The following is a 25,159-nucleotide window of genomic DNA, read 5'->3' on the forward strand; positions in this document are numbered from 1 at the left end:
TGCATGCTGGCAGCATAGGTTTATCAACCTCTCGGACGAATTGATTGACGTACATCGGGCTTGAGGAGCGGCCCGTTGGCGCAAGGACCGAAAGAGCGCTAGCATGCGGTTGCTGGGTCCGTGCGTTCCATTCGGAGGATAGGCTATGAGCGGCAAGAAGATCGCTTTTCTCGGTACGGGATTGATGGGTGCGCCGATGGCGCGGCGGCTGCTGGCCGCCGGCCATGTCGTAGCCGTCTGGAATCGCGACCGGAGCAAGGCGGAGCCCTTGGCCGCCGATGGCGCGATCGTCGCGGATACGGCGGTGGAGGCGGCGCGGGGAGCATCGGTACTTTTCACCATGCTGACCAATGGCGGCGCCGTCGGCGAGGTCCTGTTCGGCAGCGGCGTGGCCGATGTGCTGGAGTCAGGGACAGTTGTCATCGACAACAGTTCGATACCGCCCGCGATTGCCCGCGAACATGCATTCAAGCTGGCGGAGCGGGGCATCAGGCATATCGACGCGCCGGTTTCCGGTGGCGTCGTCGGCGCTTCCGCCGGGACGCTTGCGATCATGGCTGGCGGCGATGCCGACGTCATAGACAGCGTGCGCGATATCATGGCGCCCTTGGGACGCGTCACCCGCGTCGGTCCGAGCGGTACAGGCCAGCTCGCAAAACTCGGCAATCAACAGATCGTTGCTGTAACGATCGGCGCTGTTGCGGAAGCCATGCTGCTTGTGGAAGCCGGCGGCGGTTCGCGCGAGGCATTCCGCGCCGCCATTCGCGGCGGTTTTGCCGAAAGCAGGATCTTGGAGCTGCACGGCCAACGCATGATCGAGCGCAACTTCGAGCCGGGGGGAACGGCACGCAACCAGTTGAAGGACCTCGATACGGTGCTGGCGGCAGCGCAGGGCTTGTCGCTTCAGCTCCCGCTGACCGAAGCCGTGAGGGCCGAGTTTGCCGAATTCGTGGAAAATGGCGGCGGCGAGCAGGATCACAGCGGCCTGCTGCAATATCTGGAAGACAAGAATGCCGAAGGAAAGGCTTGAGAAGAGATGAGCGATAAGGGTGCATCCAAGCGTCGTCTGCGTTCGCAGGACTGGTTCGACAATCCAGATCATATCGACATGACGGCGCTCTATCTCGAGCGCTTCATGAACTACGGCATCACGCCGGAGGAATTGCGCTCCGGCAAGCCCATCATCGGTATCGCCCAGAGCGGCAGCGATTTGACACCCTGCAACCGTCATCACCTCGATCTTGCCAAGCGCGTGCGCGATGGCATTCGCGATGCCGGTGGCATCCCGATCGAATTTCCGACCCACCCGATCTTCGAGAACTGCAAGCGCCCGACGGCGGCACTCGACCGCAACCTTGCCTATCTCGGCCTGGTGGAGGTGCTCTACGGTTATCCGATCGACGGGGTCGTTCTGACAACTGGCTGCGACAAGACCACACCATCGGCGCTGATGGCGGCCTCGACCGTCAATATCCCGGCGATCGTTCTCTCAGGCGGGCCGATGCTCGACGGCTGGCATGATGGCGAGCTTGCCGGCTCCGGCATGGCGATCTGGCGCTCGCGCCGCAAGCTGGCGGCCGGCGAGATCGACGAAGAGGGCTTTCTGGAGGCGGCGCTCGCCTCGGCGCCGTCGATCGGCCACTGCAACACAATGGGAACGGCATCGACCATGAATGCCATGGCCGAGGCGCTCGGCATGTCGCTGACCGGTTGTGCCGCCATTCCCGGCGCCTATCGCGAGCGCGGCCAGATGGCCTATCGCACCGGCCGGCGCGCGGTCGAGCTGGTGCTGGAGGATATCAAGCCTTCGGACGTGCTAACGCGTGCGGCCTTCCTCAATGCGATCAGGGTCAATTCCGCAATCGGCGGTTCGACCAACGCGCAACCGCATCTGGCCGCCATGGCCAAGCACGCCGGCGTCGAGCTTCATCCCGACGACTGGCAGGTACATGGCTTCGATATTCCGCTGCTCGCCAATGTGCAGCCGGCGGGTGCGTATCTCGGCGAACGCTTCCACCGCGCCGGCGGCGTTCCGGCCATCATGTGGGAGCTGCTGCAGGCCGGCAAGCTCGACGGAGACTGTCCGACGATCACGGGCCGGACGATGGCGGAGAATCTGAAGGGCCGCGAGGCGAGTGATCGCGAGGTCATCCGCCCCTTTGCGGAACCGCTGAAGGAGCGTGCCGGCTTCCTGGTGCTGAAGGGCAATCTGTTCGATTTCGCCATCATGAAGATGAGCGTCGTCTCGGAGGAGTTCCGCAGCCGCTACCTGCAGGAGCCCGGCCACGAAGGGGTGTTCGAGGGCAGGGCTGTCGTCTTCGACGGCTCCGAGGATTACCACAGGCGCATCAACGACCCGGAGCTCGGCATCGACGAGAGAACCATTCTTGCCATCCGCGGCGCGGGGCCGCTCGGCTGGCCTGGTTCCGCCGAAGTCGTCAACATGCAGCCGCCGGACGCGCTTCTGAAGCGCGGCATTCGCAGCCTGCCGACGATCGGCGACGGCCGCCAGTCGGGTACGGCCGACAGTCCATCGATCCTCAATGCCTCCCCGGAGAGTGCGGCGGGCGGCGGTCTTGCCTGGCTCAGGACGGGAGATATCATCCGCATCGATTTCAATCATGGCCGCTGCGACATGTTGGTGGACGCGGCGGAGATCGAGCGTCGAAAGGGCGATGGCATCCCGCCGATTCCGCCCGATGCGACGCCGTGGCAGCGCATCTACCGTCGTTCGGTCACGCAGCTTTCGGATGGCGCCGTGCTCGATGGCGCTGCCGATTTCCGTAACATTGCCGCCACGCCTCCGCGGCATAATCATTAGGACGATTCCGGGAATGGCGCGTGGCGGCTTTTCGTCTGGAATCGCGTGACAGCAGGAGAATAGAGCCCTTTAGTAATTCGAAGGAAGGTGGACGGCTCTATCCGATGTTTCCGAATATTGCTGACTGAAGGCAGATGCGCTGCCATTAAAGTTCGCGAAAGGGTGTAGTGCCTATATACTTCGCTGCGATTATGCAGTCTCTTCAGTTTCCGAAGGGGGGTGGAGCTCTTTGGCCGAGGCGACATCAGGGCGAAGCGAAGAAGAGTTCCAGGACCTTTTGAGAAGGCTGGAGCTGGCGCTGGAGGCGTCTCAAATCGGCGTCTGGCAGCATAATATCACCGAGCAGGAACTGCTTTGGGACCCGCAGATGCACAAGCTCTACGGGACTGGGCTTCAAGAGCGTAAGGTTCCCTCCGACGTCTGGGTGAACGCGCTGCATCCCGACGATATCGAAAGCGCGGTCCGCGACTTCGACATGGCCCTCGAACGAAAGGGCTTCTACAACTCGCAATTTCGCATCATTTTGCCGGGAGGCGAGGTGCGCCATCTGCGCTCACGCGGGCATTACTATGAGGATGCGGAGGGCGCGCCTTCCTTCATCGGCGCAGAATGGGATGTCACGGCAGATGTCTTGCTCAATCGCGAACTGACCAGTCAGAAGGCCATCGCCGAAGCGCGCGCCGTTGCGCTGGAGCAAAGCCGTGCGCGAATAGAGCATGCCGCCGATCACGACTATCTCACGGGCCTTCCCAACCGCCGCTATTTCGACCGGCGGCTGGCCGAACTGCGCAAGGATGCATCTGTCGAGACCCTGGCCGTGGTCCATATCGATCTCAACGGGTTCAAGGAGATCAACGACAAATGGGGTCATGCGGCGGGTGATGCTACGTTGCAAAGCGCTGCGGCGCGCATCTCCGGAGCAATTACCGCCAACGACCTCGTTGCCCGTATCGGGGGCGATGAATTCGTGGCGGTGCTGGTCAATGTCGGTGATATCGAAAGGCTTGAGGCGATCGCCTCCGATATTTTTTCACGATTGCGCCGAGACGTGCGTTTCGGCAACGAGATGTTGAAGATCGGTGCCTCCATCGGCGTGGCCACAGGCCAGACGAGCAGCGCCGGCAATCTGTTGGCAGAATCCGATGTTGCTCTGTTCCAGGCCAAGAAACTCGGCCGCAACCGCGTGGAATTCTTTACCACCCAGCTTCAGTCCGATCTGCAGGCGGAACGCCGCCTGGCCGATGAGTTACGGCTGGCGCCGGTGCTGCGGCAGATCGAGCCCTTCTATCAAATTCAGGTGGATGCGCGCAGCCGCCGCATCGTCGGACTGGAAGCGCTGGCACGCTGGCGGCATCCTGAAAGAGGATTGCTGAGCCCTGTCGCCTTCCTCAAGGTGGCTGACGAATACGGCTTTACCGCGGAGATCGATGCGGCGGTGTTGAAGCGCGCTCTCGCCGATCGGGCGGCCTGGGTGTCGCAGGGGCTTTCGCCGCCGCGCATCGCCGTCAATATTTCCGGGCGCCGGCTTGCTGATCCCGATCTGATCGTGGGATTACGGGCACTTCGAATCCCGCGCGACGCCATTGCCTTCGAACTGGTCGAGACTATTTTTCTGGATGAGCCCGATGAGGTCGTTCTCGCCAATATTGCCGGTATCAAGGAGATGGTAATCGAGATCGAGATCGACGATTTCGGTTCTGGTCACGCATCGCTGATCGGTCTCGTTAAGCTGAAGCCGAAACGGCTGAAGATAGACCGGCAACTGGTGACCGCGGTGACCGTGTCGGAAGAGCAGCGGCGCCTTGTCGGCTCGATCATTGAGATTGCGCGGACATTGAATGTCGAGGTGGTCGCCGAAGGGGTCGAGAGCGAAGATCATGCGCGCATTCTGGCCGAGATAGGCTGCGACGAGCTTCAGGGCTATGCCATCGGCAATCCTTCCTCCGAAAAAGAGACCGCCGCCTTGCTGAAATCAGCCCAGGCGGCGAGTCATAGCCGGTTTTCAGCCCATGTTGCTGCGCATGCTACTGGATCTGCAGGGCGAGGATCAGACCATAGCTGATGACGCCCAGCGTCAGCAGCGATAGCGTCGCTGCCGCGATCACCCGACCGCCGGCATGGGCGACCGAGCGGATGTTGACCGACAGGCCGAGGGCGGCCATGGCGATGACGGTCAAGATGCCGGACACCGTTTCCATCGGTGTCACCAGCGCATCCGGGATGAGCCCGAACGAGCGCAGCGCCATCAGCCCCAGGAAGCCGCAGATGAACCAGGGAACCAGCGAATGGTGGTGGCCGCTGCGTCCATCCGCACCTGCTGCCTCGGTCTTGGTGATGATGCCGAGCAGGAAGATGACCGGACCCAGCATCAGGACGCGGACGAGCTTGACGAGCGTGCCGGTCTGCACCGCCAGCAGGCCGGCGGGTGCGGTTGCGGCCAGCACTTGCGGCACGGCATAAACGGTCAATCCCGCCAGGGTGCCATATTGCGGCACACTCATGCCGAAGTGGAAATAGAAGAGCGGCAGCAGGAACACGGCGGCGATGCCGAGGACGGCGGTAAAGGCCAGCGCGGCGGCAATCTCCTGCGAGTCGGCCTCGATTACCGGTGCAACGGCGACGATCGCCGAATTGCCGCAGATCGAATTGCCGCAGGCGATCAGCGTTGCGAGCTTCGGCGGCAGGCCGAGCGCGCGTCCGATCATGTAGGTGGCGGCAATCGACAGCACGACGATGATGGCGATGCCGGCGATCAGCCAGACGCCGGCGCCGCGGATGGCCGAAAGACTGATGGAGGCTCCGAGCAGGACGATAGCGATTTCGAGCAGGAATTTGGCGCTGAAATCGATGCCCGGCTTCATGACCGGCTTCAGTGGCCTGATCGTGCAGACGGCAATGCCGAGCGCGATGGCGAGCACCAGGCTTTCGATCCACCGACCGCCGAGAAGGCTGGTTTCAACATGCTCCGCCGCATAGGCCAAGAGAGCGACGGCCGAGGTGAGTGCGAGGCCGGGAAGGATGGTGTTTGCGCGTTGAGCAAGGGACATGGCGTGCCGTCATTCGTTTGTTATGGTTTGGTGACGGTAGGAAAGTCTCACCTGTCGATGTCGACATCCATCGAATATTATCCTATGTTTCGTTCGATAAATTAGAATGATTTCCCATGACCTTCGAACAACTCGCCATTTTCGTCGCCGTTGCGGAGCGAGAGCATCTGACTCATGCCGCCGAGGCGATCCATCTGACGCCTTCCGCTGTCAGCTCGGCGATCAAGAACCTTGAAGCCTATTATGGCGTAGAGCTTTTTCATCGCGTCGGGCGACGGATCGAGCTAACGGAGACGGGTCGCTCCTTTCTGAGTGAAGCCAAGGCGACGCTTGCGCGCGTGCGTTCCGCCGAACTTATGCTCTCGGAGTTGGGGGGGCTGCAGCGCGGCCGTCTCAGCCTTTATGCCAGCCAGACCATCGCCAGCTACTGGCTGCCGCCCCTGCTGATGCGGTTCCGGCGCGACTATCCCGGCATCGAGCTGGATCTGACGATCGGCAATACCCGTACCGTCACCGAGGCCGTCATAGACGGCGCGGCAGAGCTGGGTTTCATCGAGGGTGAGGTGGATGCGCCGGCGCTGTCGATGCGGATCGTTGCGCAGGATGCGCTCGTCATCGTTGTGCCGCCGCACCACCCTTGGGCTGATGGTCGCCAGCTGACGGCGTCCGACCTTGCTGCCGGCACGTCCTGGGTAATGCGAGAGGAGGGGTCGGGCACGCGCTCGGAATTCGAGAATGCGGTCGCCAGGCTCGGCGCTTCGCCGCGCGACCTCGACGTAGCGCTCGTTTTGCCTTCGAACGAAGCTATTCTTTCCGCTGTCGGCGTCGGGCAAAGTGCCGCCGCCATATCGAGTGCTGCTGCAAGGGCCTATCTAGGGCAGGGATTGCTGGTTCAGGCGACATTCGACCTGCCCGCCCGCAGCTTTCGGCTGTTGCGGCACAAGGAGCGTCACGCAAGCAAGGCCGCCCAGACGCTCGAGGCGATGTGTAAGGGTTGATGACCAGGCTTGCGGATGACCCGCTTCAAGCTAGCAGATCATTCAGCTTCATCTGCTTGGACCCTGGCTCTGCTCAACGCCGCTCGCCCCGCTGCCGGTTGGCGATCACGAGCTCGATCTCGTTGCGTTCCAGCATGGCCCGGATGTCGGCCGGTGGGGTGTCGTCCGTAACTAGCACGTTGACACTTGCCGGTTCGCTGAGGACGATCGGCGCGCTGCGGCCGAACTTGGCGCTGTCGGCAACGACGATGCGGTTTTCGGCGCGGCCTGCGGCTTCCCGCGAGTATTCCGCTTCTTCCAGATCGTGGAGCATGAAGCCCGAAGCTGCGTTGATGGCGCCGACAGAGAGAATGGCGTGGCGCACGTTGAAACGGCGCAGGAAGTTGGCTGCCTCCATGCCGAAGGCGCCGCCGTCATGGCCCCGCAGCTCGCCGCCGGCAAAGAAGACGCGATTGCCGTTGCGGGTTGCGAGCGCATGGGCGACCGCGACGGCATTGGTGACGACGAAAAGGTTCTGATGCTTCTGTAGCGCGACGGCAATGAAGGCGGTGGTCGAACCGACGTCGAGGAAGAGCGCATCGCCATCCTCGATCATCGCGGCGACGGCGGCGGCGATCATCCGCTTGGCCTCGGCATTCTCGTTCATACGCAGATGCAGCGGCGGCTCGTTCATCGAGTCCTTGATATGGACCCCGCCATGCACCTTGGTCACGAGCCCGTTGGCTTCCAGGCTGCGGATGTTGCGGCGAATGGTCTCCTCGGAAACGCCCAGGCGTTCCGCCAGGAACTGGATGCGGCTGGCGCCGCCGGCCAGGCGCAGTTCCTCCAGAATCTCCCGCTCGCGATGATTGGAGTGCAGCGGCGGCTGGGATATGCCCGACATGTTTCCTGATCCTATTGAGGGTATTGATCCCGAATTTGTGTAGCTTCCAAAATGGCCGGCCCTGTTGCGGCCAGAGGCGTCAACGCACTCAAACCTGATCCGGTTGCGTCGCGCCTGAGTTTTTAAGACAAATCTCAGCTAGGGTGAAGCGCAGTCTTTAGGATATGCATAGCCGATCTCATGGGAGTTTTCCGCGAAAATCCAACAAAAAGCCAATAATTTGTTTCTTTTTGTGGGCGCCTCTTGACAGTCCTGCTTTTGTGGAGAACCTTCGCGTCCATAGGATGCTCAGCAGTAGGACCGGAGGGGGAATGACTGCGACGGCGGAAGACAGGATACATTCTCTCAGCATCTGGCGCGGGCCGATCGATATCGAACCGCTCGTAGGCGGCATCACCAATCGCAACTATCTGGTCGGCAATGACGGTCGGCGCTTCGTCGTGCGGCTGGGGTCCGACATTCCCGTCCACCACATCAGCCGCACCAACGAGGTGGCGGCCAGCCGGGCGGCCCATGCAGCCGGTCTTTCTCCTGCCGTGATCCATCATGAGCCCGGCATATTGGTGCTCGACTACATCGATGCTAGGCCGCTGTCGGCCGACGAGATCCGGGACCCGGCAATGATGAGCCGCGTCGTGCCGCTCGTCAGGGCCTGCCACCGCGATGTCGCGAGGCATTTTCGTGGACCAGCCGCAATCTTCTGGGTTTTCCACGTCGTCAGGGACTATGCGGCTCTCCTGGCGGCAGGCGATAGTCGGCACAAGTCGCTGCTGCCTGCCTTTCTGGACACTGCCGAGCGGCTGGAGCGCGCAGCCGGACCTTTCGAGGTCGCCTTCGGTCACAATGATCTGCTGGCGGCGAACTTCCTCGACGATGGCGAGCGGCTGTGGCTGATCGACTGGGATTATGCCGGCTTCAACACGCCACTCTTCGATCTTGGCGGCCTTGCCTCCAACAATGAATTCTCCGAGACGCAGGAAGAGGCGATGCTGGAAGCCTATTTCGAGGCTCCCGTCAGTGACGATCTGCGCCGGCGCTATCAGGCGATGAAATGCGCTTCGCTTCTGCGCGAGACGATGTGGAGCATGGTGTCCGAAATCCATTCCGACATCGATTTCGATTATTCTTCCTATACAGCTGAAAACCTGCGGCGCTTCGAGAGCGCCTGGCAGGATTTTCGCAATTCTTGAGGTGACGTGATGAAGGAACTGCCCGCTACCGCAAAGACCGTCGTCATCGGCGGCGGCATCATCGGCTGCTCGACCGCTTACCATCTCGGCAAGCTCGGCTTTACCGATACCGTGCTGCTGGAGCGCAAGAAGCTGACTTCGGGCACGACGTTCCATGCAGCCGGCCTTGTCGGTCAGCTGCGCACCAGCGCCAACATCACGCAGATGCTCGGCTATTCCGTCGACCTCTACAAGAAGCTCGAGGCGGAGACGGGCCTTGCCACCGGCTGGAAGATGAATGGCGGTCTGCGGCTTGCCTGCAACGAGGAGCGCTGGACGGAGGTGAAGCGGCAGGCGACGACGGCACAATCCTTCGGCCTGCAGATGCATCTGCTGACGCCCAAGGAGGCTTTTGATCTTTGGCCGCTGATGGATGTGGACGATCTCGTCGGCGCTGCCTTCCTGCCGACCGACGGGCAGGCCAACCCGTCCGATATCACCCAGGCGCTGGCCAAGGGCGCCCGCATGAGCGGTGTGTCGATTTTCGAGGATACGGAAGTTCTTGATCTGGAGATCGACAAGGGCCGCATCCGCGCCGTCATCACCGAGAAAGGCCGCATCGAATGCGAGCGCGTCGTCGTCTGCGCCGGGCAGTGGACGCGGACCTTTGCCGGCCGTTTCGGTGTCAATGTGCCGCTCGTTTCGGTCGAGCATCAATATCTCATCACCGAATCCTTCGGCGTGCCTTCCAACCTGCCGACGCTGCGCGATCCCGACCGGCTGACCTATTACAAGGAAGAGGTCGGCGGGCTGGTCATGGGCGGCTATGAGCCTAATCCGATTCCCTGGGCACTCGATGGAATCCCCAGGGATTTCCACTACACGCTGCTCGACAGCAATTTCGATCATTTCGAGCAGATCATGGAGCAGGCGCTGGTGCGCGTGCCGGCGCTGCAGACAGCCGGGGTCAAGCAGTTGCTGTGCGGCCCGGAGAGCTTTACGCCCGACGGCAACTTCATTCTCGGCGAGGCGCCGGAGCTGAAGAATTTCTTCGTCGGCGCCGGCTTCAATGCTTTCGGTATCGCTTCGGCCGGCGGCGCCGGCATGGCACTTGCCGAATGGGTCGCCAAGGGCGAGCCGCCCTATGATCTCTGGCCTGTTGATATCAGGCGTTTCGGCCGTCCGCATTTCGACACGGATTGGGTGCGCACCCGCACGCTGGAAGCCTATGGCAAGCATTACACCATGGCGTGGCCTTTCGAAGAGCATTCCAGTGGTCGGCCCTGCCGCAAGTCGCCGCTTTACGATCGCCTGAAGGCGCAGGGCGCCTGCTTCGGCGAAAAGCTCGGCTGGGAGCGGCCGAACTGGTTTGCCGATCTTTTTGCCGGCGAGGAACCGAAGGATATCTATACCTATGGCCGCCAGAACTGGTTCGATGCCGTCGGGCGGGAGCATAAAGCCGTTCGTGAGGCGGCCGTCATCTTCGACCAGACCTCCTTTGCCAAATTCGTGCTGAAAGGCAGGGATGCAGAGGCGGCGATCTCGTGGATTGCCGCCAATGACGTCGCCAAGCCCGTCGGTTCTTTGACCTATACGCAGATGCTGAACGATCGGGGCGGCATCGAATGCGACGTCACCGTTGCCCGCACCGCCGAGAATGAGTTCTACATCACCACTGGCACCGGCTTTGCCACTCACGACTTCGACTGGATTGCCCGCAATATTCCAGCGGAGATGCATGCGGAGCTGGTGGATGTGACATCGGCCTATTCGGTGCTGTCGCTGATGGGGCCGAAGTCGCGTGCGATCTTGCAGGCCGTGACCTCGGACGACGTTTCGAATGCCTCATTCCCGTTCGGCAAGGTTCGGACCGTTGGCATTGCCGGCTGCCCCGTCAGGGCGCTGCGCATCACCTATGTCGGCGAACTCGGCTACGAGCTGCATGTGCCCGTCGAATATGCCGCTACCGTCTACGATGTGCTGATGGCGGCGGGGCGCGAGCATGGTCTTATCAACGCTGGCTATCGTGCCATCGAGAGCTGCCGGCTGGAGAAGGGTTATCGCGCCTGGGGTTCCGATATCGGGCCGGATCACACGCCGGTCGAAGCCGGGCTTGCCTGGGCGGTGAAGATGAAGAAGGGCACGCCGTTTCGTGGCCGCGAGGCGATCGAGCGGCAACTGGCCTCGGGCGTGAAAAAGATGCTCGCCTGCTTCGTGCCCGATGATCCCGAGGTCGTGCTTCTCGGCCGCGAGACGATCTATCGCAACGGGCAGCGCGTCGGCTGGCTGTCGAGCGGCGGCTACGGCTACACGATCGGCAAGGCGATCGGCTACGGCTATGTCCGCGATCCCGGCGGCGTGACGGAGGATTTCGTGCTGTCCGGCCGCTACGAGCTCGATGTCGCACAGAGCCGCGCACCGTGCCAGGTGTCGCTGAAGCCGCTCTATGATCCGCAGATGGTGCGCATCAAGGGGTGATTGCCGAGAGGCGAACGAGTTGTTGCTTCACTGCTTTTCAGACGTGTTCCCGCCGTGGAACTTGCCGAAGTGACGTGCGGCAAACAAGGCGAGTGCAAATGCGCCGAGGCCAATGGCGAGCGCATCCAATCCATCATCCCAATGCAGTGAGCCGGGCGTGACAAGAAGCAGGTACGCAACCACGAGATTGGCGAAGCCCCAGACGACATTGACTGTCGACGACGAGAGCCCGACGCCGTGGGGCTTGGCGAAAGGGGATTGAAAGGATCTGCCGAGGACGCCGCTGACCAGGTGCGGGACCGCATTCATAAGAAAGACGCCGCCGAAGAACAGCAGCAGGTAATGGAGCAAATTCATCTTGACGGTTCCGCTTGGCCGATTTGTGGATGATATTCCGGTCCCTGTATGTTTCGAACAGATAGTCAGCGGAGCTTACGGTTTTTCCCGGTGCTCGCAATGACTTCAATTGGTAAATCTGTGCGGTCGGCAGGCGCGGGAGGCGTTTATCAGGGAACTGAAATCTTCGCGGGTGTCTTCATGAAGCGTTGGCGGACTATGCCTTCGTTTTCCCAAACTTCCGACGGCGCGAAACCGCAGCTTTGGTAAGCCCGCCGTGCTGCCAAACCGCCGGCGGTTTCCTCGGTGAAGGTATCCACGTAGATGACGCAATTCGGGCAAGCACATGCGATGGCTGCCTCGATCAACCTTCGACCAATGCCGCAACGACGATATGCCGGCGTAACCGCAAGCCAGCGTATCCAGAACGCGTCGGCTGATCCCCCGAGCAGGATGCCTCCGGCAAACGGCGGGCCATCGACAATTCTGGCGCAAAGAGCCTGCTTCCGATCGATCTTCGGAGCCAGGGTCGCCGAAAAATCGGGCATTGGGCCAAAGAGCCCAGCGACCGCTTCCGACAGTTCGATCCACGGCACGATGTCAGCATGTGTGGCCGGATGGATCTGGATCTGCATGTCGACCTCAAGCAAGATTTCCGATGTCGCCTACTGTCTCTTCGGCAGATCCCAGGCCCGGTAGAGGCTATTGAGTGCCTCCGCCGTGTGGCACTCCACCGTCGGTAACTCGGATTCCTCAAGGATTTTCGTGTATTTGACGCTGCTGTTGCGGGTCTTCACGAGTATCCAGTGGATCATCTCCCACTTGATGCTGTCCTTGGCGCCTTCGAGATGCCCGGCTCGGTCCGAGCGGTTGGAGAGCGTGCGCTTCAGATAACGGGTAAAACGCAGCCAGTGATTGGAGGTTATGAGGATAGCGCCGGTTGCGCGCACCAAACGCTGGGGCATCAGGCGCGTATAGTTACCCTCCATGATCCATTGTTCGCCAAGAATCGCCGCATCATGAAGCGCCGCGAACTCTGCTTCCGGACGCTGCTGCCAATCCGTATGGGGCAGATGGTGAAGCTGATCGAGATGAACCGTTGGAAAGCCAAGTTTTTTGGAAAGTGCAACCGCCAGGGTCGACTTGCCGGCATTGGAAGGGCCGAGCACGACAATGCGCTCGCCAAGGGAATGCAAGGGAAGCATGAGGAGGCACCGGTCGAAAAGATGGGATGGCTTCCATTGGCTGAAGCGAAGGGAGTTGTCAACGCTTGCTTGCCTGGCTGCTGCCGTCGAAAGCTCCTCAGAGAGGGGCAGAGCCAAGCGGCGGCGCTGGTCAAAAACTGTGATCTCCTCTTCATGGCCTCAGCCATTTCTTGACATGCCGTCGCTTTCATCCTCAATCGGACTGCTGACAACAGACGGAGACGAAGGACGATGGTGGAAGCGAACATCAAGCTTGAGGAAAGCTGGAAAGAGGCGCTGTCTCCGGAATTCGAGAGCGACTACATGCAGCAGCTCAAGGCTTTCCTCGTCGAGGAGAAGCAGCGCGGCAAGGTGATCTTCCCGCGCGGCAGCGAATATTTCCGCGCGCTCGATCTGACGCCGATCGACGAGGTGCAGGTGGTCATCCTCGGGCAGGACCCCTATCACGGCTTCGGTCAGGCGCATGGGCTTTGCTTCAGCGTGCGCCCCGGCGTTCGCATTCCGCCGTCGCTGGTCAATATCTACAAGGAACTGGAAACCGATCTCGGCATTCCGCCGGCTCGTCACGGCTTTCTGGAAAGCTGGGCGAAGCAGGGCGTGCTGCTGCTCAACAGCGTGCTGACGGTCGAGGAATCGCAGGCTGCGTCGCATCAGGGCAAGGGCTGGGAGCGCTTTACGGACGCCGTGATCCGCAGGGTGAACGACGAGTGTGATGGCGTCGTATTCATGCTCTGGGGTTCCTATGCGCAGAAGAAGGCCGCCTTCGTCGATACCGATCGCCATCTCGTGCTGAAATCCGTCCATCCTTCGCCGCTGTCGGCCCATAATGGTTTCTTCGGCTGCCGGCATTTCTCCAAGGCCAACGCCTATCTGGCCGAGCATGGCAGAGATCCCATCGACTGGTCCCTGCCGAGCAATCCGGAACAGCAGTGAGGTCACGCTTCTTCTCTGTCATAGTGAACGATCAGAATTTATTGTTCACTCACTGAAGACAATCCGTTTGGCTATTGGGGGCTATCGAAACAGGCCCGGGAAGACCATCTTCTGCCCATGAGAAACGCCTGCCGGTGCAGGCGAGCAAAGGGGTTTAAGATGCTTAACCAGATCAAAGGTCTTCACCACGTTACCTCGATGGCGGAAGACGCCCGCACCAACAACAAATTCTTCACGGACACGCTCGGCCTGCGCCGCGTCAAGAAGACGGTGAATTTCGACGCTCCCGATGTCTATCACCTTTACTATGGTGACGAGATCGGCACGCCCGGCACAATCATGACCTACTTCCCGTTCCCGAAGATGGCGCGCGGTCGCCCGGGTACCGGCGAAGTCGGCAATACCGTCTATTCCGTTCCGGAAGGTGCCATCGGCTACTGGACAGAACGCCTCGGCCAACATGGCGTCGAGGGCCTGAAGGCCGACGAATCCTTCGGCCAGAAGCGGCTGCATTTCGCCGGTCCGGATGGTGACGGCTTTGCGCTGGTCGAGGTCAAGGACGATGCTCGTCTGCCCTGGACGCATAACGGCGTCGATGCCGAACATGCCATCCGCGGCTTCCATTCCGTCGCCATGCGGTTGAGGGATGAGGGCGCAACCGCCGAACTGCTGAAATACATGGGCTACGAAGTCGTCGACACCCATGAAGGCGTCAAGCGGCTTGCCATTCCCGGCGGCAACGGTGCCGACTATGTCGACCTCGAAACCATGCCGAACATCAACCGGGCTCTTCCGGGCGCAGGCTCCGTCCACCATGTCGCCTTTGCCGTCGAGAACCGCGCAAAGCAGCTTGAAGTGCGCAAGGCGCTGATGGACACGGGCTATCAGGTTACGCCGGTCATCGACCGCGACTACTTCTGGGCGATCTACTTCCGTACGCCGGGCGGCGTGCTGTTCGAAGTCGCCACCAATGAACCCGGCTTCAACCGCGACGAGGATACCGCTCATCTCGGCGAAGCGCTGAAACTGCCCGAGCAGCATGCGCATCTGCGTGGGCTGATCGAGCAACATCTGGAGCCGCTGGAAGGCTAATCGGAGGAAGGACTATGACTGATACGAGTTATGTGCACCGGCTGAAGGCCGGTGCATCCGGAAAGCCGATTTTCTTCACTTTCCACGGCACCGGCGGCGACGAGAACCAGTTCTTCGATTTCGCCGCCCGGCTGCTGCCGGACGCGACCATCGTATCGCCTCGCGGCGATGTCTCGGAACATGGGGCAGCGCGCTTCTTCCGCCGGACGGGCGAGGGCGTCTACGACATGGCCGATCTCGCCCGGGCGACGGAAAAGATGGCGAACTATGTCTCGGGTCTGGCGGCGGAGTATGGCGCGTCGCAGGTGCTCGGACTCGGGTTTTCCAACGGCGCGAATATTCTTGCCAACGTGCTGATCGAGCATGGTAATCTCTTCGACGCGGCCGTGCTGATGCATCCGCTCATCCCGTTCCAGCCGAAGGATAATGCCCGGTTGCAGGGCCGGCGCGTGCTGATCACGGCAGGCGAACGTGATCCGATAGCGCCCGCGCCGGTGACCAAGGCGCTCGCCGACTACTTTGCGCGGCAGGATGCCGAGGTCACGCTCGACTGGCATGCTGGCGGCCACGATATCAGGCCCAACGAGATCGAAGCCATCCGCACTTTCCTTGCGCCTTATGCATGAAGCCGGCGACGCGTCAGAGCACTTCTGGCGCGTCGCCTCTATTTGCCGATCTGGCGCAACATCACCTTCGCTTCCGAGGCCGCGGCAAGCTTTCCCTTCTCGTCGACATAATCCGTTCCGCAGAAACGGGTGAGATTGGCAAAATCCATGCTGTCCGGTTGAGCGTGCTTCCTGTCGGCAATGACGATACGCCAGGCGCAGCCGAGCATTTTATCCGGTTGGATCGCCTCGTCGCAGCCGGTGCTCAGGCAGAGGGCGACATGTTTCTGCGCACGGTACCCGCCTGCGATGGCTTCATCATAATCGGCCTTCCAGCTTTTACGTGTATGTTCGCAGCGGGCGGGGTTGGTGCTTTGACTGCATTGCACTGTCACGTCGACATAGGTTTGCGCCGGCGGCCATAACGGACCGTCGACCAAGCTGACGCAGCCGCATGCAAACAAAGTGGCTGACAGCAAGCGCAACTGATTCTCCTTCGACGAAGTCGTCAGAACCCTAGAGCGATCGCCGATATGTTCAAGATCAATACGATCCTACCAATACCAATGGGTAGGGAAGTGTTTTCGATCGCCGACCGGAAAGAGGCGTGACCTTCCTGCAACCCCTGCCATCTTCCGGCATCAGCGACACCCAACGGCGCAAGCTTTGCTTGTAGGCGTCAAGACTGCCCGCTAATGCTCTGCCGCTACAGGGCGGGGGATTTTGTCGTGACGCTGGCGGAACAGCAGCAATACAGGTTGGGCGTGGCCTATGTCGCGGCTTCGGCGCTGGCATGGTCGACTTCCGGTCTCTTCGTGCGGGCGATCCATGCCGACCTGATGACCATTCTGTTCTGCCGCGGAATCGTGTCCGGCCTTGGCGTCTTCGCGCTGTTTTTCTATATCGAGCGGCGTAACGCCTTTCGTGTGTTGCGCTCCATGCGCGGCCCCTCGCTGGCGGCGACTATCTTTTCCACCGCCTCCATGATCAGCGGTATCGGCTCGATCTACTATACGTCGGTTGCCGATGCGATGGTCATCTACGCGACGGTGCCTTTCGTCACGGCGGGCGTCGCCTTCCTCTTCATCGGCGAGCGTCCCAACAGGAGGACGCTGATCGCCAGCGGTATCGCCTTCATCGGCGTGCTCGTCATGCTTTCCGGTCACGGAAGCGATGGCGGGAGCTGGCTCGGCAAGGGGCTTGCCGCCATCATGACGCTGACGGTCGCAGCCCTTGCCGTCGTCATGCGCCAGCATCGCAATGTGCCGATGCTGCCGGCCATGGCCTTGTCCGCCTGGCTTTGCTCCTTCGTGACCTTCTGGTTTGCCTCGCCGCTATCGATCTCCGGTCAGGATCTCGGCCTTATCATCGCCTTCGGCATCGTCCAGAATGCTATGGGCCTCAGTCTCTATACGTTCGGCTCGCGGCTGGTGCCGGCCTCGGATGCCGCCCTGCTGACCGCGCTCGAAGTGCCGCTGACGCCGCTCTGGGTCTGGATGCTTTTCGCCGAACGTCCCTCGACGGCGACGCTCATCGGCGGCCCGATCGTGCTTGCCGCGCTTTTCGGACATATCCTGTTGGAAATACGACGGAATCGGGCGGTAACATCGGTGCGGGCGCATTGAGCGTCTTGCTCCTTTCATCACAAAATGCTGATATCGCGCCGGTCATCAGGAGTCGGTATCGATGAAAAGAACGTTCAATCCCTCATCCGTCCGCCGCCCTTTCGGCAATTACAATCATGGTCTGCTGGTGCCGCCGGGCGCCAGCCTGCTGGTCACATCCGGCCAGCTCGGCGTCGGTCTCGACGATCGTATTCCGTCTGACGTTACCGCCCAGGCCGAGATGTGTTTCAAGGCAATCGGCGCCATTCTGGAAGAGGCGGGCATGAGCTTTGCCGATGTCATCCGCATCGGCGGCTTCGTCACCACGCGCGAGGATTTTCCCGCCTATATGGCCGTGCGCGATCGTTACGTCCAAGATCCCGCGCCGGTCTCCACACTGCTGATCGTTGGCGGATTTACCCGCGCCGAATTTCTGGTTGAAGTCGAAGTCACGGCGGCAAAGGTGCTGTGATGACCAATGGCCATCCGGAGCATGCGGCCGATCCGTCCATGCCCCGCATCCTGGGGCTTTACGAAACGCATCTGACGGTTGCCGATCTGCAGCGTTCGATAGGATTCTATCGCGACATCCTGAAATTGGAACTTGCGACCGTCATCGAAGACAGACGCGTCGCGTTCTTTTGGATCGACGACAAGCGGATGGGTATGCTCGGGCTATGGGAGACAGGCAGCGCGCCCTTGCGCATGCGGCTACACATTGCGTTCAGAACCTCTCTCGACGATCTCCTTCGTTCCGCCGCCGCTTTGAAGGCTCATGGCGTTCAACCGAAGGGCTTCAATGGCGAGCCGCTTGATGAGCCCGTCGTTCTCGGCTGGGTGCCGGCTGTTTCGCAGTACTTTTCCGATCCCGACGGGCATTCGATCGAATTCATCCATGTGCTTGAGGATGCGGCCGATCCCGGTTTCGGCGTAAAACCCTATTCGCAATGGCTGTCGCGGCCGAAACCGTCGGTTTGAGCGGCGCCGGCCGAAGCTACCGCGCAATTGGCTTTTCGTCGGGCTCCTTATGGTCTATGCCGAGGGGATGCCGCCAATTGCAGGCTGCAGAGACGCACGGAAGACGAGCATGACCCAGAATATCTACGACGATCCCGGTTTTTTCGATGGCTATAGCCGCCTGCAGCGTTCCATCGACGGGCTGGCGGGTGCGGCCGAATGGCCGGCTATCCAGGCCCTGATGCCTGACCTGAAGGGTCTCGACGTCGTCGATCTCGGTTGCGGTTTCGGCTGGTTCTGCCGCTGGGCGGCCGAGCAGGGGGCGGCCAGCGTGCTGGGGCTGGATGTCTCCGAGAAAATGCTGGAACGTGCCCGCGCGGAGACGGCGGATGCGCGTGTTCGTTACGATCTGGCCGATCTGGAAAGGCTCCAGCTTCCAAAGGCTGGCTTCGATCTCGTCTACAGTTCACTGGCCTTCCACTATGTCGAGGGCTTTGCCGGATTGCTGGCGACGATCCGTCAGGTACTGAAGCCCGGCGGCCGGCTGATCTTTTCGATCGAGCATCCGATATACATGGCGCCCCGGCAGCCCGATTGGGTTGATGATGCAGAAGGTGGCAAGATCTGGCCGCTTAGCGCCTACCAGATCGAGGGGCCGCGAGTGACGAACTGGCTCGCCGATGGCGTCGTCAAGCAGCACCGTACGATGGGTACGACGCTCAACCTCCTGATCAAGTCCGGCTTCACCATCGCCCATGTCGAGGAATGGTCGCCGAGCGATGACGACCTTGCCGCGCATCCGGATTGGGCGATCGAGCGCGAGCGGCCGATGTTCCTGCTGATTTCCACGCGGACCTGAGACCGGCTTCGGAGCATTCTTGCGTCTTCGGCTCGGCGCAGATGATTTTCCCTTTATTGATAGATTTTATAGGGAACTAATTGCTCGCGAAGGGCCGCTTCCGGAAAATGTCGTTTCTTGAGGCGCATTCATCCTATCTATAGTGTGGCCTGACTAGCGCGAGTTAGGGGATAGTGGGATGAACATGAAAACCTCCGTGGCAATCGAGAAGGCGATACCCGTCGCCGACCCCGACATTGCGCGCACCGAGTTTCGCAATGCCATGGCGCGGATGGCGGCTGCGGTGAACATTGTCACGACCAATGGTCCGGCAGGACTTGCGGGCTTTGCCGCGACCGCCGTCTGCAGCGTCACGGACAGCCCGCCGACCTTGCTCGTCTGTCTCAATCGTGGTGCTTCCGTTCACCCCGCCGTTACGCAGAATGGCGTGCTCTGTGTCAATGTCCTTTCGGAAGCTCATCAGGATCTGTCACGGCTTTTCGGCGGCAAGACCCCGGTTGCGGAGCGCTTTGGTGCTGCCGCATGGTCGGAATTGTCGACCGGTGCACCCGTGCTCGAAAATGCCCTCGTCTCGTTTGATTGCCGTATCGTCCGTCAGGTCGATGGCGGGACGCACGATATTCTTTTGTGCGAAGTCGCGGCCATTCGTCAACGTGACAACGGTCAGGGACTTATCTACTTCGATCGAGCCTATCACCCGGCAGGTCAGCCCGAATAGGCCGCTCGCGCATTCACGCCAGAAAGTCTTCGATCGTCTTTATGACGAGGGCTGGGTGCTCGCGATGCGGGACGTGCCCGGTGTCCGGCATGATATGGACCGGGCCGCGCCCAGCCGCGATGTGGCGCGGATGCGCTTCGGAGCCATATTCGTCGCGGTCTCCGTGGATGGCGAGTACCGGACAGCGCAGGTTCTCCAGCGCTGCATCGAGGGTCCATCCGGCCCTTGCCGGATCGAGCCAGGTGTCGATCCAGGCGTGCAACACCCATTCGGCCTTGCCGCCATGATATTTGGCAAGTCGTGCGAATGTGTCGGCCGACTTGAATTCCTGCTGCGCGACCCGGATGCCCTGCAGGGTCCTGTCCTCCACGAAGGCCTGGGCGGCGATGGTGATCACGGCGCGGCAGCGTTCGCCAAACCTTGCTCCCGTCTCCACCGCCATACCGCCACCGACGCTGTGCCCGCAGGCGACAAATTCCCGAATGGACAGCTGCTCGCAAAGCAGCGGTACGAAATGCTCGGCCTCCGACGCAATGAAATCCTGCGCTAGAAGATCGTTGCGGGCATCGGACCGACCAAAGCCCAGCCGATCATAGGCGATGACCCGACGACCGAGGGAATCGGCAAGTCGCTCCGGAAAATCGCGCCAGAGCGCGATGCACCCGAGCGAATCGTGAAACAGGATTATCGGTGGTTGGGATGTCTCGACATCCGGCATCCATGATTTGGCATAGAGCCGCCCGGCGGCGCTCTCGATCCAATGTTCCGTTTCGATGATGCCAGTCATTTCTTCAATAGTTTTCCTGATACCACTCGACGAAGCGCTTTACGCCTTCGTCGACTTCGATCTGCGGCTTGAAGCCGGTCAGCGCCACAAGCAAGTCCGGAACGGCATAGGTGTTGTGGACGTCGCCAGGCTGCATTGGCAGCATCTTGCGGATCGCCTTCTTGCCGAGCATCGTCTCGATGGTCTCGACGAAGGTCATCAGCCCCACAGGCTGGCCGCCGCCGATATTGACAACACGGAAGGGCGCATTCTTCGACAGGGTGTCGAGGACCGTCTCCGATACGATCCTGTTTTCCTCCGACGGCACGACGCCGATCAAGCGCACGATGCCTTCGACGAGATCGTCGATATAGGTGAAATCGCGGCTCATCTTGCCTTCGCCGTAGATTTCGATCGGCCGGTCATTGCGGATGGCGTCGACGAACTTGAAGAGCGCCATGTCTGGGCGGCCCCAGGGACCATAGACAGTGAAGAAGCGGAAGGCCGTCGTCGGCACGTTGAAGAGATGGGCGTAGCTATGCGCCATCAGCTCCATGCTCTTCTTTGTCGCCGCATAGATCGTCATCTGCTCGTCGGCCTTGTCGCTTTCGGCAAAGGGGATCTTTTCGTTGGCGCCGTAGACGGAAGAGGTCGATGCCAGCAGCAGGTGTTTCGGCTGCAGGTTTCTCGCCAGTTCCAGAATGTTGAACGAGCCGACGAGGTTGGAATCGACGTACGAACGCGGATTTTCGAGGCTGTAGCGCACGCCGGCCTGGGCGGCGAGATGGACGATCACGTCGGGCTCGGCGAGTTCGGCTGCATGATCGAGCGCCGTCTTGTCCTCCAGCATGCCCGTGACGAACTTGAAGCCGTTGGAGCGGGCGAGGATGGCGGTGCGCTTCTCCTTGAGCTTCACGTCGTAATAAGGCGTCATGCCGTCGAAGCCGACCACGAAATGACCTTCGTCAAGCAGGCGCTTGGCAAGGTGGAATCCGATGAAACCGGCAGTGCCGGTGATGAGATAACGCATTGATCGGCCTTTGCTTGAAGCATTTCCGGGAAAAGCGCGTAACGGTTTTCCGTTCGGAATGCGTAAACGCTCTAAAGTGTGTCGTCGCTGGAGGGTCTGCCGATGCTTGTATAGGCAAAGCCGTGCTTTGTGACCTCGTCGTGGCGATAGATGTTTCTGAGGTCGACCAGAACCGGCGCCTTCATCACGGATTTGAGCCGGGCAAAGTCCAGCGCGCGGAACTGGTTCCACTCCGTCACGATGACGAGCGCATCGGCATCACGCGCGGCGCCATAGGCATCCTCGGCATAGGCGATATTGTCGATCACCTGCCGGGCATTCCCCATGCCTTCAGGATCGTAGCCGGTCACGGTCGCGCCGGCATCCTGCAGCGTCTGGATGATCGAGATCGCCGGGCTGTCGCGCATGTCGTCGGTGTTCGGCTTGAAGGTGAGGCCGAGGACGGCGATCGTCTTGCCTCTGATATCGCCGCCCATGGCGGTGATCACCTTGCGGCCCATGGCGCGCTTGCGGTTGTCGTTGATCGAGACGGTGGTTTCGATCAGGCGCACGGGGCTGTCGTAATCCTGTGCGGTCTTGGCGAGCGCCAGCGTATCCTTCGGGAAGCAGGAGCCGCCGTAGCCGGGGCCGGCATGCAGGAATTTCGAGCCGATACGGCCGTCAAGGCCGATGCCGCGCGAGACTTCCTGCACGTTGGCGCCGACCTTTTCACACAGGTCGGCCATCTCGTTGATGAAGGTGATCTTCATGGCAAGGAAGGCGTTGGCGGCGTATTTAATCAGCTCGGACGTGCGGCGGGAGGTGAAGAGCAGCGGCGCCTGATTGAGATAGAGCGGCCGGTAGACTTCCGTCATGACGCCACGGGCACGCTCGTCGTTGAGGCCGATGACGATGCGGTCTGGCCGCTTGAAGTCTTCTATGGCGGCACCTTCGCGCAGGAATTCCGGATTGGAGACGACGGCGACATCGGCGTCGGGATTGGTTTCGCGTACGATGCGCTCGACCTCGTCGCCAGTGCCGACGGGCACGGTCGACTTGGTGACGATGACGGTGAAGCCTTTGACGTGCTCCGCAATTTCGCGCGTGGCGGCATAGACATAGGAGAGATCGGCATGGCCGTCGCCGCGCCGCGAAGGCGTGCCGACCGCGATGAAGACGACGTCGCTTGCGGCAACGCTTGTCTCCACATCCGTGGTGAAGGAGAGACGGCCGGCACGGACATTGTCCGCGACGAGCTGCTCGAGACCCGGTTCGAAGATCGGTATTTCGCCGCGCCGCAACGCATCGATCTTGCTCGCGTCCTTATCGACGCAGATGACGTCGTGGCCGAAATCGGCAAAGCAAACGCCCGAGACGAGGCCCACATAACCGGAGCCGATCATCGTGATGCGCATGTAATTTCAATCCTCTTGCTGGTGCCGGGCTTCGCGTCGTGGCGCAAAACCGGCATTGGCGATCGCCTGCGCTTATACACAGGATCGCCGATGACGCCTATATGCAATGCCGGGTTTAGGAGAATTGCGACGGAAGTGTCACAAACACTTGCCGGTTTTCTGTCGCTGCGTATGCGGGATCGCCTTGCTTTCCGAATGAAACGAAGCCTTTGTACTTTAAGCTTATCATCCCATTGCTTGTGATCGGCGGCATGTTGCCACATGATGGGTTGGGCGCGGTCGTCCCTGAGGGACGGCGGTGTGATGGGCGGTTCGGGACTTTTGCATGAAATCGACTTTTGCCGTGCGGACGATGCGGGCTGGCGAGCTGGAACTCGCTCTGGAATGGGCCCGGCAAGAGGGATGGAATCCCGGTGTTGACGACGCGCTCGCCTTCTGGGAGGCAGATCCGTCCGGCTTTCTGATCGGCGCCATAGGCGAGGTGCCCATCGGCTGCATTTCCGTCGTGCGTTATGGCGAGGCTTTCGCTTTCCTCGGTCTTTACATGCTTCATCCGGAGTTTCGTGGCCGCGGATACGGCAAGCAGCTTTGGAACAAGGGCATGATGCTTGCCGGCAATCGCATCGTCGGGTTGGACGGGGTTGTCGCGCAGCAGGAGCACTACCGGCGGCACGGTTTCGAAACGGCGTATCGGACGCTCCGTTATGGCGGCATCCCCAAAATGCCTGAGGTAGAGGAGCAGCAGGCGAGGCAGGTGGTGCCAGTCGTGGACGGCAAGCTCGATGGGCTGCTGCAATATGACGCGGAAATTTTCCCCGGCTTGCGACATTCCTTCATCCGGGCCTGGTGCGGTACTCCAGAGAGGCGCGCATCCTTCATCGTTGGTGGCGGCAGCCGGGTTCGCGGTTACGGCACGATCCGCCGCTGCTTCGAGGGCTACAAGATCGGCCCTTTGTTTGCCAACAAGCCGGAAGTCGCGCTTGCCTTGCTGAGCAAACTCGTTGCGAAGACCAAGGGCGCGCCGGTCTATCTGGATGTGCCTGTTGACAATGTTCAGGCGATCCGGCTCGCGGAAGATTGTGGTCTGTCGCCGGTCTTCGAGACCGCGCGCATGTATCGCGGCGCGGCGCCGGCGATTCCGCTCGATCGCGTATTCGGTGTAACCACGCTCGAACTCGGCTAGAGCAATTCCAGGAAAAGTGCGCAGCGGCTTTCCTGGAATTGCGTGAAAGCCAGAACCGCCCCAGCCCCACAGGCATTTGCGTCGGCACAGCTACTGCCTTTCGCAGATCTTAACGTTAACAGACGATTAAGAGCCGGATTGAAGGTTAATGCAACCTTAACGGCTGCATGTTCAGTATAACTGTTGTATAGATGATCCGGGGCGCCAAGGGGGAATTGAACATTTAGTGTTCATTTTCTGTATTGGAGTCCGAAAATGCATATCATGGAAAGTATTAACCGGCGGACCTGGAGTAATTCCTGGGCCTTGCGCGATTATCGCCGCAGCAGCGGCTATCTCAACGAAGGCGAGCGTGCCGCCTTTGCTATTGCCGCCCCACAAGTGGGTAAGGGGCGTATTCTCGATATCGGTGTCGGCGGGGGCCGCACCGCGCAGCTCTTGCGTGACTTCGCAAGCGATTATATCGGTGTCGATTACACGCCGGAGATGGTCGAGCTTTGCCGTAAGAACCATCCCGATCTTCGTTTCGAGCATATGGATGCGCGCGATCTCTCGCCATTCCGAGATGCCAGCTTCGACATGGTCGTCTTCAGCTACAACGGCATCGATTCCGTCGATGCATCGGGAAGACTCGCCATTCTACGCGAGGCCGCGCGCGTCCTTTCTTCCGGCGGCGCCTTCGTCTTTTCGACCTTCCACCGCGGGTGGCGCGGCTTCGATCATCACGTTGACTATCGCCGCCTGGAATGGACGTCGAATCCGGTGCGGCTCGGGCTGCGGACACTGCGCTATGTCGAGGGACGCATTTCCGGCACGCTGCGCCAGCGTCGGCTGAGGCCGCTCGAGGAGCGGGACGGCGAACATGCGATCCTGCTGCATGGCGCCCATGATTTCGGCGTCATGGTCTATGCGACAACGCCGCCACAGGTGCAGTCTCAATTGGCCGATGCCGGCTTTGCGACGCCGGCGCTGCTGCTTGATCTCGAGGGAAAGCCGATCGGTGCGACGGCATCGGCCGAACATGAATATTTCCATGTCGTCGCCCACAAGCCCGGCGTCTGACAAGCAGGGCTATCGGCCG

The 25,159-nt window shown here is 60.8% G+C and carries 25 protein-coding genes; 16 read left to right on the forward strand and 9 right to left on the reverse strand.

Translation table 11 applies throughout. The features are described 5' to 3' along the window. Nucleotides 1-145: 145 nt before the first annotated feature. From BJ928_RS12215 to BJ928_RS12225, 3 genes are all read left to right on the forward strand, one after another. A complete protein-coding gene (locus BJ928_RS12215; RefSeq protein ID WP_047629219.1) occupies nucleotides 146-1,030 on the forward strand; it encodes an NAD(P)-dependent oxidoreductase in 885 nt (294 codons plus the stop codon). Nucleotides 1,031-1,036: 6 nt separating this feature from the next. Continuing rightward, entirely contained in the window at nucleotides 1,037-2,821 is a 1,785-nt protein-coding gene (locus BJ928_RS12220; protein ID WP_047629220.1) for an IlvD/Edd family dehydratase, read from the forward strand. Between the two features lie 229 nt (nucleotides 2,822-3,050). Beyond that, entirely contained in the window at nucleotides 3,051-4,883 is a 1,833-nt protein-coding gene (locus BJ928_RS12225) for a GGDEF domain-containing phosphodiesterase (protein WP_047629222.1), read from the forward strand. Here BJ928_RS12225 and BJ928_RS12230 read toward each other — a convergent pair. Next, a complete protein-coding gene (locus tag BJ928_RS12230) occupies nucleotides 4,846-5,868 on the reverse strand; it encodes a YeiH family protein (protein WP_047629225.1) in 1,023 nt (340 codons plus the stop codon). The two genes, BJ928_RS12225 and BJ928_RS12230, sit on opposite strands and share 38 nt — an antisense overlap. Before the next feature lie 116 nt (nucleotides 5,869-5,984). Between BJ928_RS12230 and BJ928_RS12235 the strand changes: the two genes are divergently transcribed. Continuing rightward, entirely contained in the window at nucleotides 5,985-6,866 is an 882-nt protein-coding gene (locus BJ928_RS12235) for a LysR substrate-binding domain-containing protein (RefSeq protein ID WP_047629228.1), read from the forward strand. Between the two features lie 73 nt (nucleotides 6,867-6,939). Here the strand turns inward: BJ928_RS12235 and BJ928_RS12240 are convergent, their stop codons facing one another. Further along, a complete protein-coding gene (locus BJ928_RS12240; RefSeq protein WP_047629230.1) occupies nucleotides 6,940-7,749 on the reverse strand; it encodes a DeoR/GlpR family DNA-binding transcription regulator in 810 nt (269 codons plus the stop codon). A gap of 311 nt (nucleotides 7,750-8,060) precedes the next feature. Between BJ928_RS12240 and BJ928_RS12245 the strand changes: the two genes are divergently transcribed. Together BJ928_RS12245 and BJ928_RS12250 are read left to right on the forward strand one after the other, a co-directional pair. Then, the gene (locus tag BJ928_RS12245; RefSeq protein ID WP_047629233.1) at nucleotides 8,061-8,939 is read left to right on the forward strand and encodes a choline/ethanolamine kinase family protein; all 879 of its coding nucleotides are present in this window, start codon (nucleotides 8,061-8,063) and stop codon (nucleotides 8,937-8,939) included. A gap of 6 nt (nucleotides 8,940-8,945) precedes the next feature. Further along, a complete protein-coding gene (locus tag BJ928_RS12250; RefSeq protein ID WP_183079398.1) occupies nucleotides 8,946-11,396 on the forward strand; it encodes an FAD-dependent oxidoreductase in 2,451 nt (816 codons plus the stop codon). A gap of 27 nt (nucleotides 11,397-11,423) precedes the next feature. On the opposite strand, the gene BJ928_RS12255 is transcribed toward BJ928_RS12250, so the two are convergent. The 3 genes from BJ928_RS12255 to BJ928_RS12265 all read right to left on the reverse strand — a co-directional run bounded on the left by BJ928_RS12255 (nucleotide 11,424) and on the right by BJ928_RS12265 (nucleotide 12,937). Next, nucleotides 11,424-11,753 (reverse strand): hypothetical protein, encoded by a 330-nt coding sequence (locus BJ928_RS12255; RefSeq protein ID WP_047629239.1) that lies wholly within the window; start codon nucleotides 11,751-11,753, stop codon nucleotides 11,424-11,426. Nucleotides 11,754-11,902: 149 nt separating this feature from the next. Continuing rightward, nucleotides 11,903-12,367, reverse strand: coding sequence for a GNAT family N-acetyltransferase (locus BJ928_RS12260; protein WP_147413901.1), 465 nt, complete (start codon nucleotides 12,365-12,367; stop codon nucleotides 11,903-11,905). A 30-nt stretch (nucleotides 12,368-12,397) separates the two neighbouring features. After that, nucleotides 12,398-12,937 (reverse strand): ATPase AAA, encoded by a 540-nt coding sequence (locus tag BJ928_RS12265; RefSeq protein ID WP_047629242.1) that lies wholly within the window; start codon nucleotides 12,935-12,937, stop codon nucleotides 12,398-12,400. A 231-nt stretch (nucleotides 12,938-13,168) separates the two neighbouring features. Here BJ928_RS12265 and ung point away from each other — a divergent pair, with 231 nt between their 5' ends. The 3 genes from ung (at nucleotide 13,169) to BJ928_RS12280 (ending at nucleotide 15,588) form a co-directional block, all read left to right on the forward strand. Next, nucleotides 13,169-13,870, forward strand: coding sequence for a uracil-DNA glycosylase (gene ung / locus BJ928_RS12270; protein WP_047629246.1), 702 nt, complete (start codon nucleotides 13,169-13,171; stop codon nucleotides 13,868-13,870). A gap of 159 nt (nucleotides 13,871-14,029) precedes the next feature. Then, nucleotides 14,030-14,962 carry a VOC family protein gene (locus tag BJ928_RS12275; protein WP_047629249.1) on the forward strand — a complete coding sequence of 311 codons (933 nt, stop codon included), beginning with the start codon at nucleotides 14,030-14,032 and terminating at the stop codon, nucleotides 14,960-14,962. A gap of 14 nt (nucleotides 14,963-14,976) precedes the next feature. Further along, nucleotides 14,977-15,588, forward strand: a complete 612-nt coding sequence (locus tag BJ928_RS12280) for an alpha/beta hydrolase (protein ID WP_047629252.1) — start codon at nucleotides 14,977-14,979, stop codon at nucleotides 15,586-15,588. Between the two features lie 38 nt (nucleotides 15,589-15,626). On the opposite strand, the gene BJ928_RS12285 is transcribed toward BJ928_RS12280, so the two are convergent. Next, complete coding sequence (locus BJ928_RS12285) at nucleotides 15,627-16,052, reverse strand: hypothetical protein (RefSeq protein WP_047629254.1); 426 nt, start codon at nucleotides 16,050-16,052, stop codon at nucleotides 15,627-15,629. Nucleotides 16,053-16,295: 243 nt separating this feature from the next. Here BJ928_RS12285 and BJ928_RS12290 point away from each other — a divergent pair, with 243 nt between their 5' ends. From BJ928_RS12290 to BJ928_RS12310, 5 genes are all read left to right on the forward strand, one after another. Beyond that, on the forward strand, nucleotides 16,296-17,192 hold the full coding sequence (locus tag BJ928_RS12290; RefSeq protein WP_047629551.1) for a DMT family transporter: 897 nt from the start codon (nucleotides 16,296-16,298) through the stop codon (nucleotides 17,190-17,192). A gap of 61 nt (nucleotides 17,193-17,253) precedes the next feature. Further along, entirely contained in the window at nucleotides 17,254-17,643 is a 390-nt protein-coding gene (locus tag BJ928_RS12295) for a RidA family protein (RefSeq protein WP_047629257.1), read from the forward strand. Next, complete coding sequence (locus BJ928_RS12300) at nucleotides 17,643-18,149, forward strand: VOC family protein (protein ID WP_052227514.1); 507 nt, start codon at nucleotides 17,643-17,645, stop codon at nucleotides 18,147-18,149. The genes BJ928_RS12295 and BJ928_RS12300 overlap by 1 nt, the downstream gene beginning before the upstream one ends. A gap of 109 nt (nucleotides 18,150-18,258) precedes the next feature. Next, the gene (locus tag BJ928_RS12305; RefSeq protein WP_047629259.1) at nucleotides 18,259-18,987 is read left to right on the forward strand and encodes a class I SAM-dependent methyltransferase; all 729 of its coding nucleotides are present in this window, start codon (nucleotides 18,259-18,261) and stop codon (nucleotides 18,985-18,987) included. Nucleotides 18,988-19,165: 178 nt separating this feature from the next. Then, nucleotides 19,166-19,705, forward strand: coding sequence for a flavin reductase (locus BJ928_RS12310; protein WP_052227515.1), 540 nt, complete (start codon nucleotides 19,166-19,168; stop codon nucleotides 19,703-19,705). 13 nt (nucleotides 19,706-19,718) lie between these two features. On the opposite strand, the gene BJ928_RS12315 is transcribed toward BJ928_RS12310, so the two are convergent. The 3 genes from BJ928_RS12315 to BJ928_RS12325 form a co-directional block, all read right to left on the reverse strand. After that, nucleotides 19,719-20,492 (reverse strand): alpha/beta hydrolase, encoded by a 774-nt coding sequence (locus tag BJ928_RS12315; RefSeq protein WP_047629260.1) that lies wholly within the window; start codon nucleotides 20,490-20,492, stop codon nucleotides 19,719-19,721. 4 nt (nucleotides 20,493-20,496) lie between these two features. Further along, nucleotides 20,497-21,501, reverse strand: a complete 1,005-nt coding sequence (locus tag BJ928_RS12320; RefSeq protein WP_047629261.1) for an NAD-dependent epimerase — start codon at nucleotides 21,499-21,501, stop codon at nucleotides 20,497-20,499. Nucleotides 21,502-21,572: 71 nt separating this feature from the next. Continuing rightward, the gene (locus tag BJ928_RS12325) at nucleotides 21,573-22,895 is read right to left on the reverse strand and encodes a UDP-glucose/GDP-mannose dehydrogenase family protein (RefSeq protein WP_047629262.1); all 1,323 of its coding nucleotides are present in this window, start codon (nucleotides 22,893-22,895) and stop codon (nucleotides 21,573-21,575) included. A gap of 325 nt (nucleotides 22,896-23,220) precedes the next feature. On the opposite strand from BJ928_RS12325, the gene BJ928_RS12330 reads away from it, so the two are divergent. Together BJ928_RS12330 and BJ928_RS12335 are read left to right on the forward strand one after the other, a co-directional pair. Beyond that, a complete protein-coding gene (locus tag BJ928_RS12330) occupies nucleotides 23,221-24,078 on the forward strand; it encodes a GNAT family N-acetyltransferase (RefSeq protein ID WP_047629264.1) in 858 nt (285 codons plus the stop codon). Nucleotides 24,079-24,342: 264 nt separating this feature from the next. Then, on the forward strand, nucleotides 24,343-25,140 hold the full coding sequence (locus BJ928_RS12335; protein WP_245432288.1) for a class I SAM-dependent methyltransferase: 798 nt from the start codon (nucleotides 24,343-24,345) through the stop codon (nucleotides 25,138-25,140). Nucleotides 25,141-25,159 lie beyond the last annotated feature (19 nt).

It is taken from the genome of Rhizobium sp. WW_1, from assembly GCF_003610155.1.
Classification (GTDB): Bacteria; Pseudomonadota; Alphaproteobacteria; order Rhizobiales; family Rhizobiaceae; genus Rhizobium; species Rhizobium tropici_A.

What these genes read in the sequence shown, in the direction of transcription:
- BJ928_RS12260 (WP_147413901.1), bottom strand. Translation starts at nt 12,367, where the DNA reads ATGCAGATCCAGATCCATCCGGCCACACATGCTGACATCGTGCCGTGG.
- BJ928_RS12300 (WP_052227514.1), top strand. Translation starts at nt 17,643, where the DNA reads ATGACCAATGGCCATCCGGAGCATGCGGCCGATCCGTCCATGCCCCGC.
- BJ928_RS12235 (WP_047629228.1), top strand. Translation starts at nt 5,985, where the DNA reads ATGACCTTCGAACAACTCGCCATTTTCGTCGCCGTTGCGGAGCGAGAG.
- BJ928_RS12295 (WP_047629257.1), top strand. Translation starts at nt 17,254, where the DNA reads ATGAAAAGAACGTTCAATCCCTCATCCGTCCGCCGCCCTTTCGGCAAT.
- BJ928_RS12245 (WP_047629233.1), top strand. Translation starts at nt 8,061, where the DNA reads ATGACTGCGACGGCGGAAGACAGGATACATTCTCTCAGCATCTGGCGC.
- BJ928_RS12320 (WP_047629261.1), bottom strand. Translation starts at nt 21,501, where the DNA reads ATGCGTTATCTCATCACCGGCACTGCCGGTTTCATCGGATTCCACCTT.
- BJ928_RS12280 (WP_047629252.1), top strand. Translation starts at nt 14,977, where the DNA reads ATGACTGATACGAGTTATGTGCACCGGCTGAAGGCCGGTGCATCCGGA.
- BJ928_RS12335 (WP_245432288.1), top strand. Translation starts at nt 24,343, where the DNA reads ATGGAAAGTATTAACCGGCGGACCTGGAGTAATTCCTGGGCCTTGCGC.
- BJ928_RS12310 (WP_052227515.1), top strand. Translation starts at nt 19,166, where the DNA reads ATGAACATGAAAACCTCCGTGGCAATCGAGAAGGCGATACCCGTCGCC.
- BJ928_RS12240 (WP_047629230.1), bottom strand. Translation starts at nt 7,749, where the DNA reads ATGTCGGGCATATCCCAGCCGCCGCTGCACTCCAATCATCGCGAGCGG.
- ung (WP_047629246.1), top strand. Translation starts at nt 13,169, where the DNA reads ATGGTGGAAGCGAACATCAAGCTTGAGGAAAGCTGGAAAGAGGCGCTG.
- BJ928_RS12220 (WP_047629220.1), top strand. Translation starts at nt 1,037, where the DNA reads ATGAGCGATAAGGGTGCATCCAAGCGTCGTCTGCGTTCGCAGGACTGG.
- BJ928_RS12305 (WP_047629259.1), top strand. Translation starts at nt 18,259, where the DNA reads ATGACCCAGAATATCTACGACGATCCCGGTTTTTTCGATGGCTATAGC.
- BJ928_RS12255 (WP_047629239.1), bottom strand. Translation starts at nt 11,753, where the DNA reads ATGAATTTGCTCCATTACCTGCTGCTGTTCTTCGGCGGCGTCTTTCTT.
- BJ928_RS12265 (WP_047629242.1), bottom strand. Translation starts at nt 12,937, where the DNA reads ATGCTTCCCTTGCATTCCCTTGGCGAGCGCATTGTCGTGCTCGGCCCT.
- BJ928_RS12230 (WP_047629225.1), bottom strand. Translation starts at nt 5,868, where the DNA reads ATGTCCCTTGCTCAACGCGCAAACACCATCCTTCCCGGCCTCGCACTC.
- BJ928_RS12325 (WP_047629262.1), bottom strand. Translation starts at nt 22,895, where the DNA reads ATGCGCATCACGATGATCGGCTCCGGTTATGTGGGCCTCGTCTCGGGC.
- BJ928_RS12275 (WP_047629249.1), top strand. Translation starts at nt 14,030, where the DNA reads ATGCTTAACCAGATCAAAGGTCTTCACCACGTTACCTCGATGGCGGAA.
- BJ928_RS12330 (WP_047629264.1), top strand. Translation starts at nt 23,221, where the DNA reads ATGAAATCGACTTTTGCCGTGCGGACGATGCGGGCTGGCGAGCTGGAA.
- BJ928_RS12215 (WP_047629219.1), top strand. Translation starts at nt 146, where the DNA reads ATGAGCGGCAAGAAGATCGCTTTTCTCGGTACGGGATTGATGGGTGCG.
- BJ928_RS12315 (WP_047629260.1), bottom strand. Translation starts at nt 20,492, where the DNA reads ATGACTGGCATCATCGAAACGGAACATTGGATCGAGAGCGCCGCCGGG.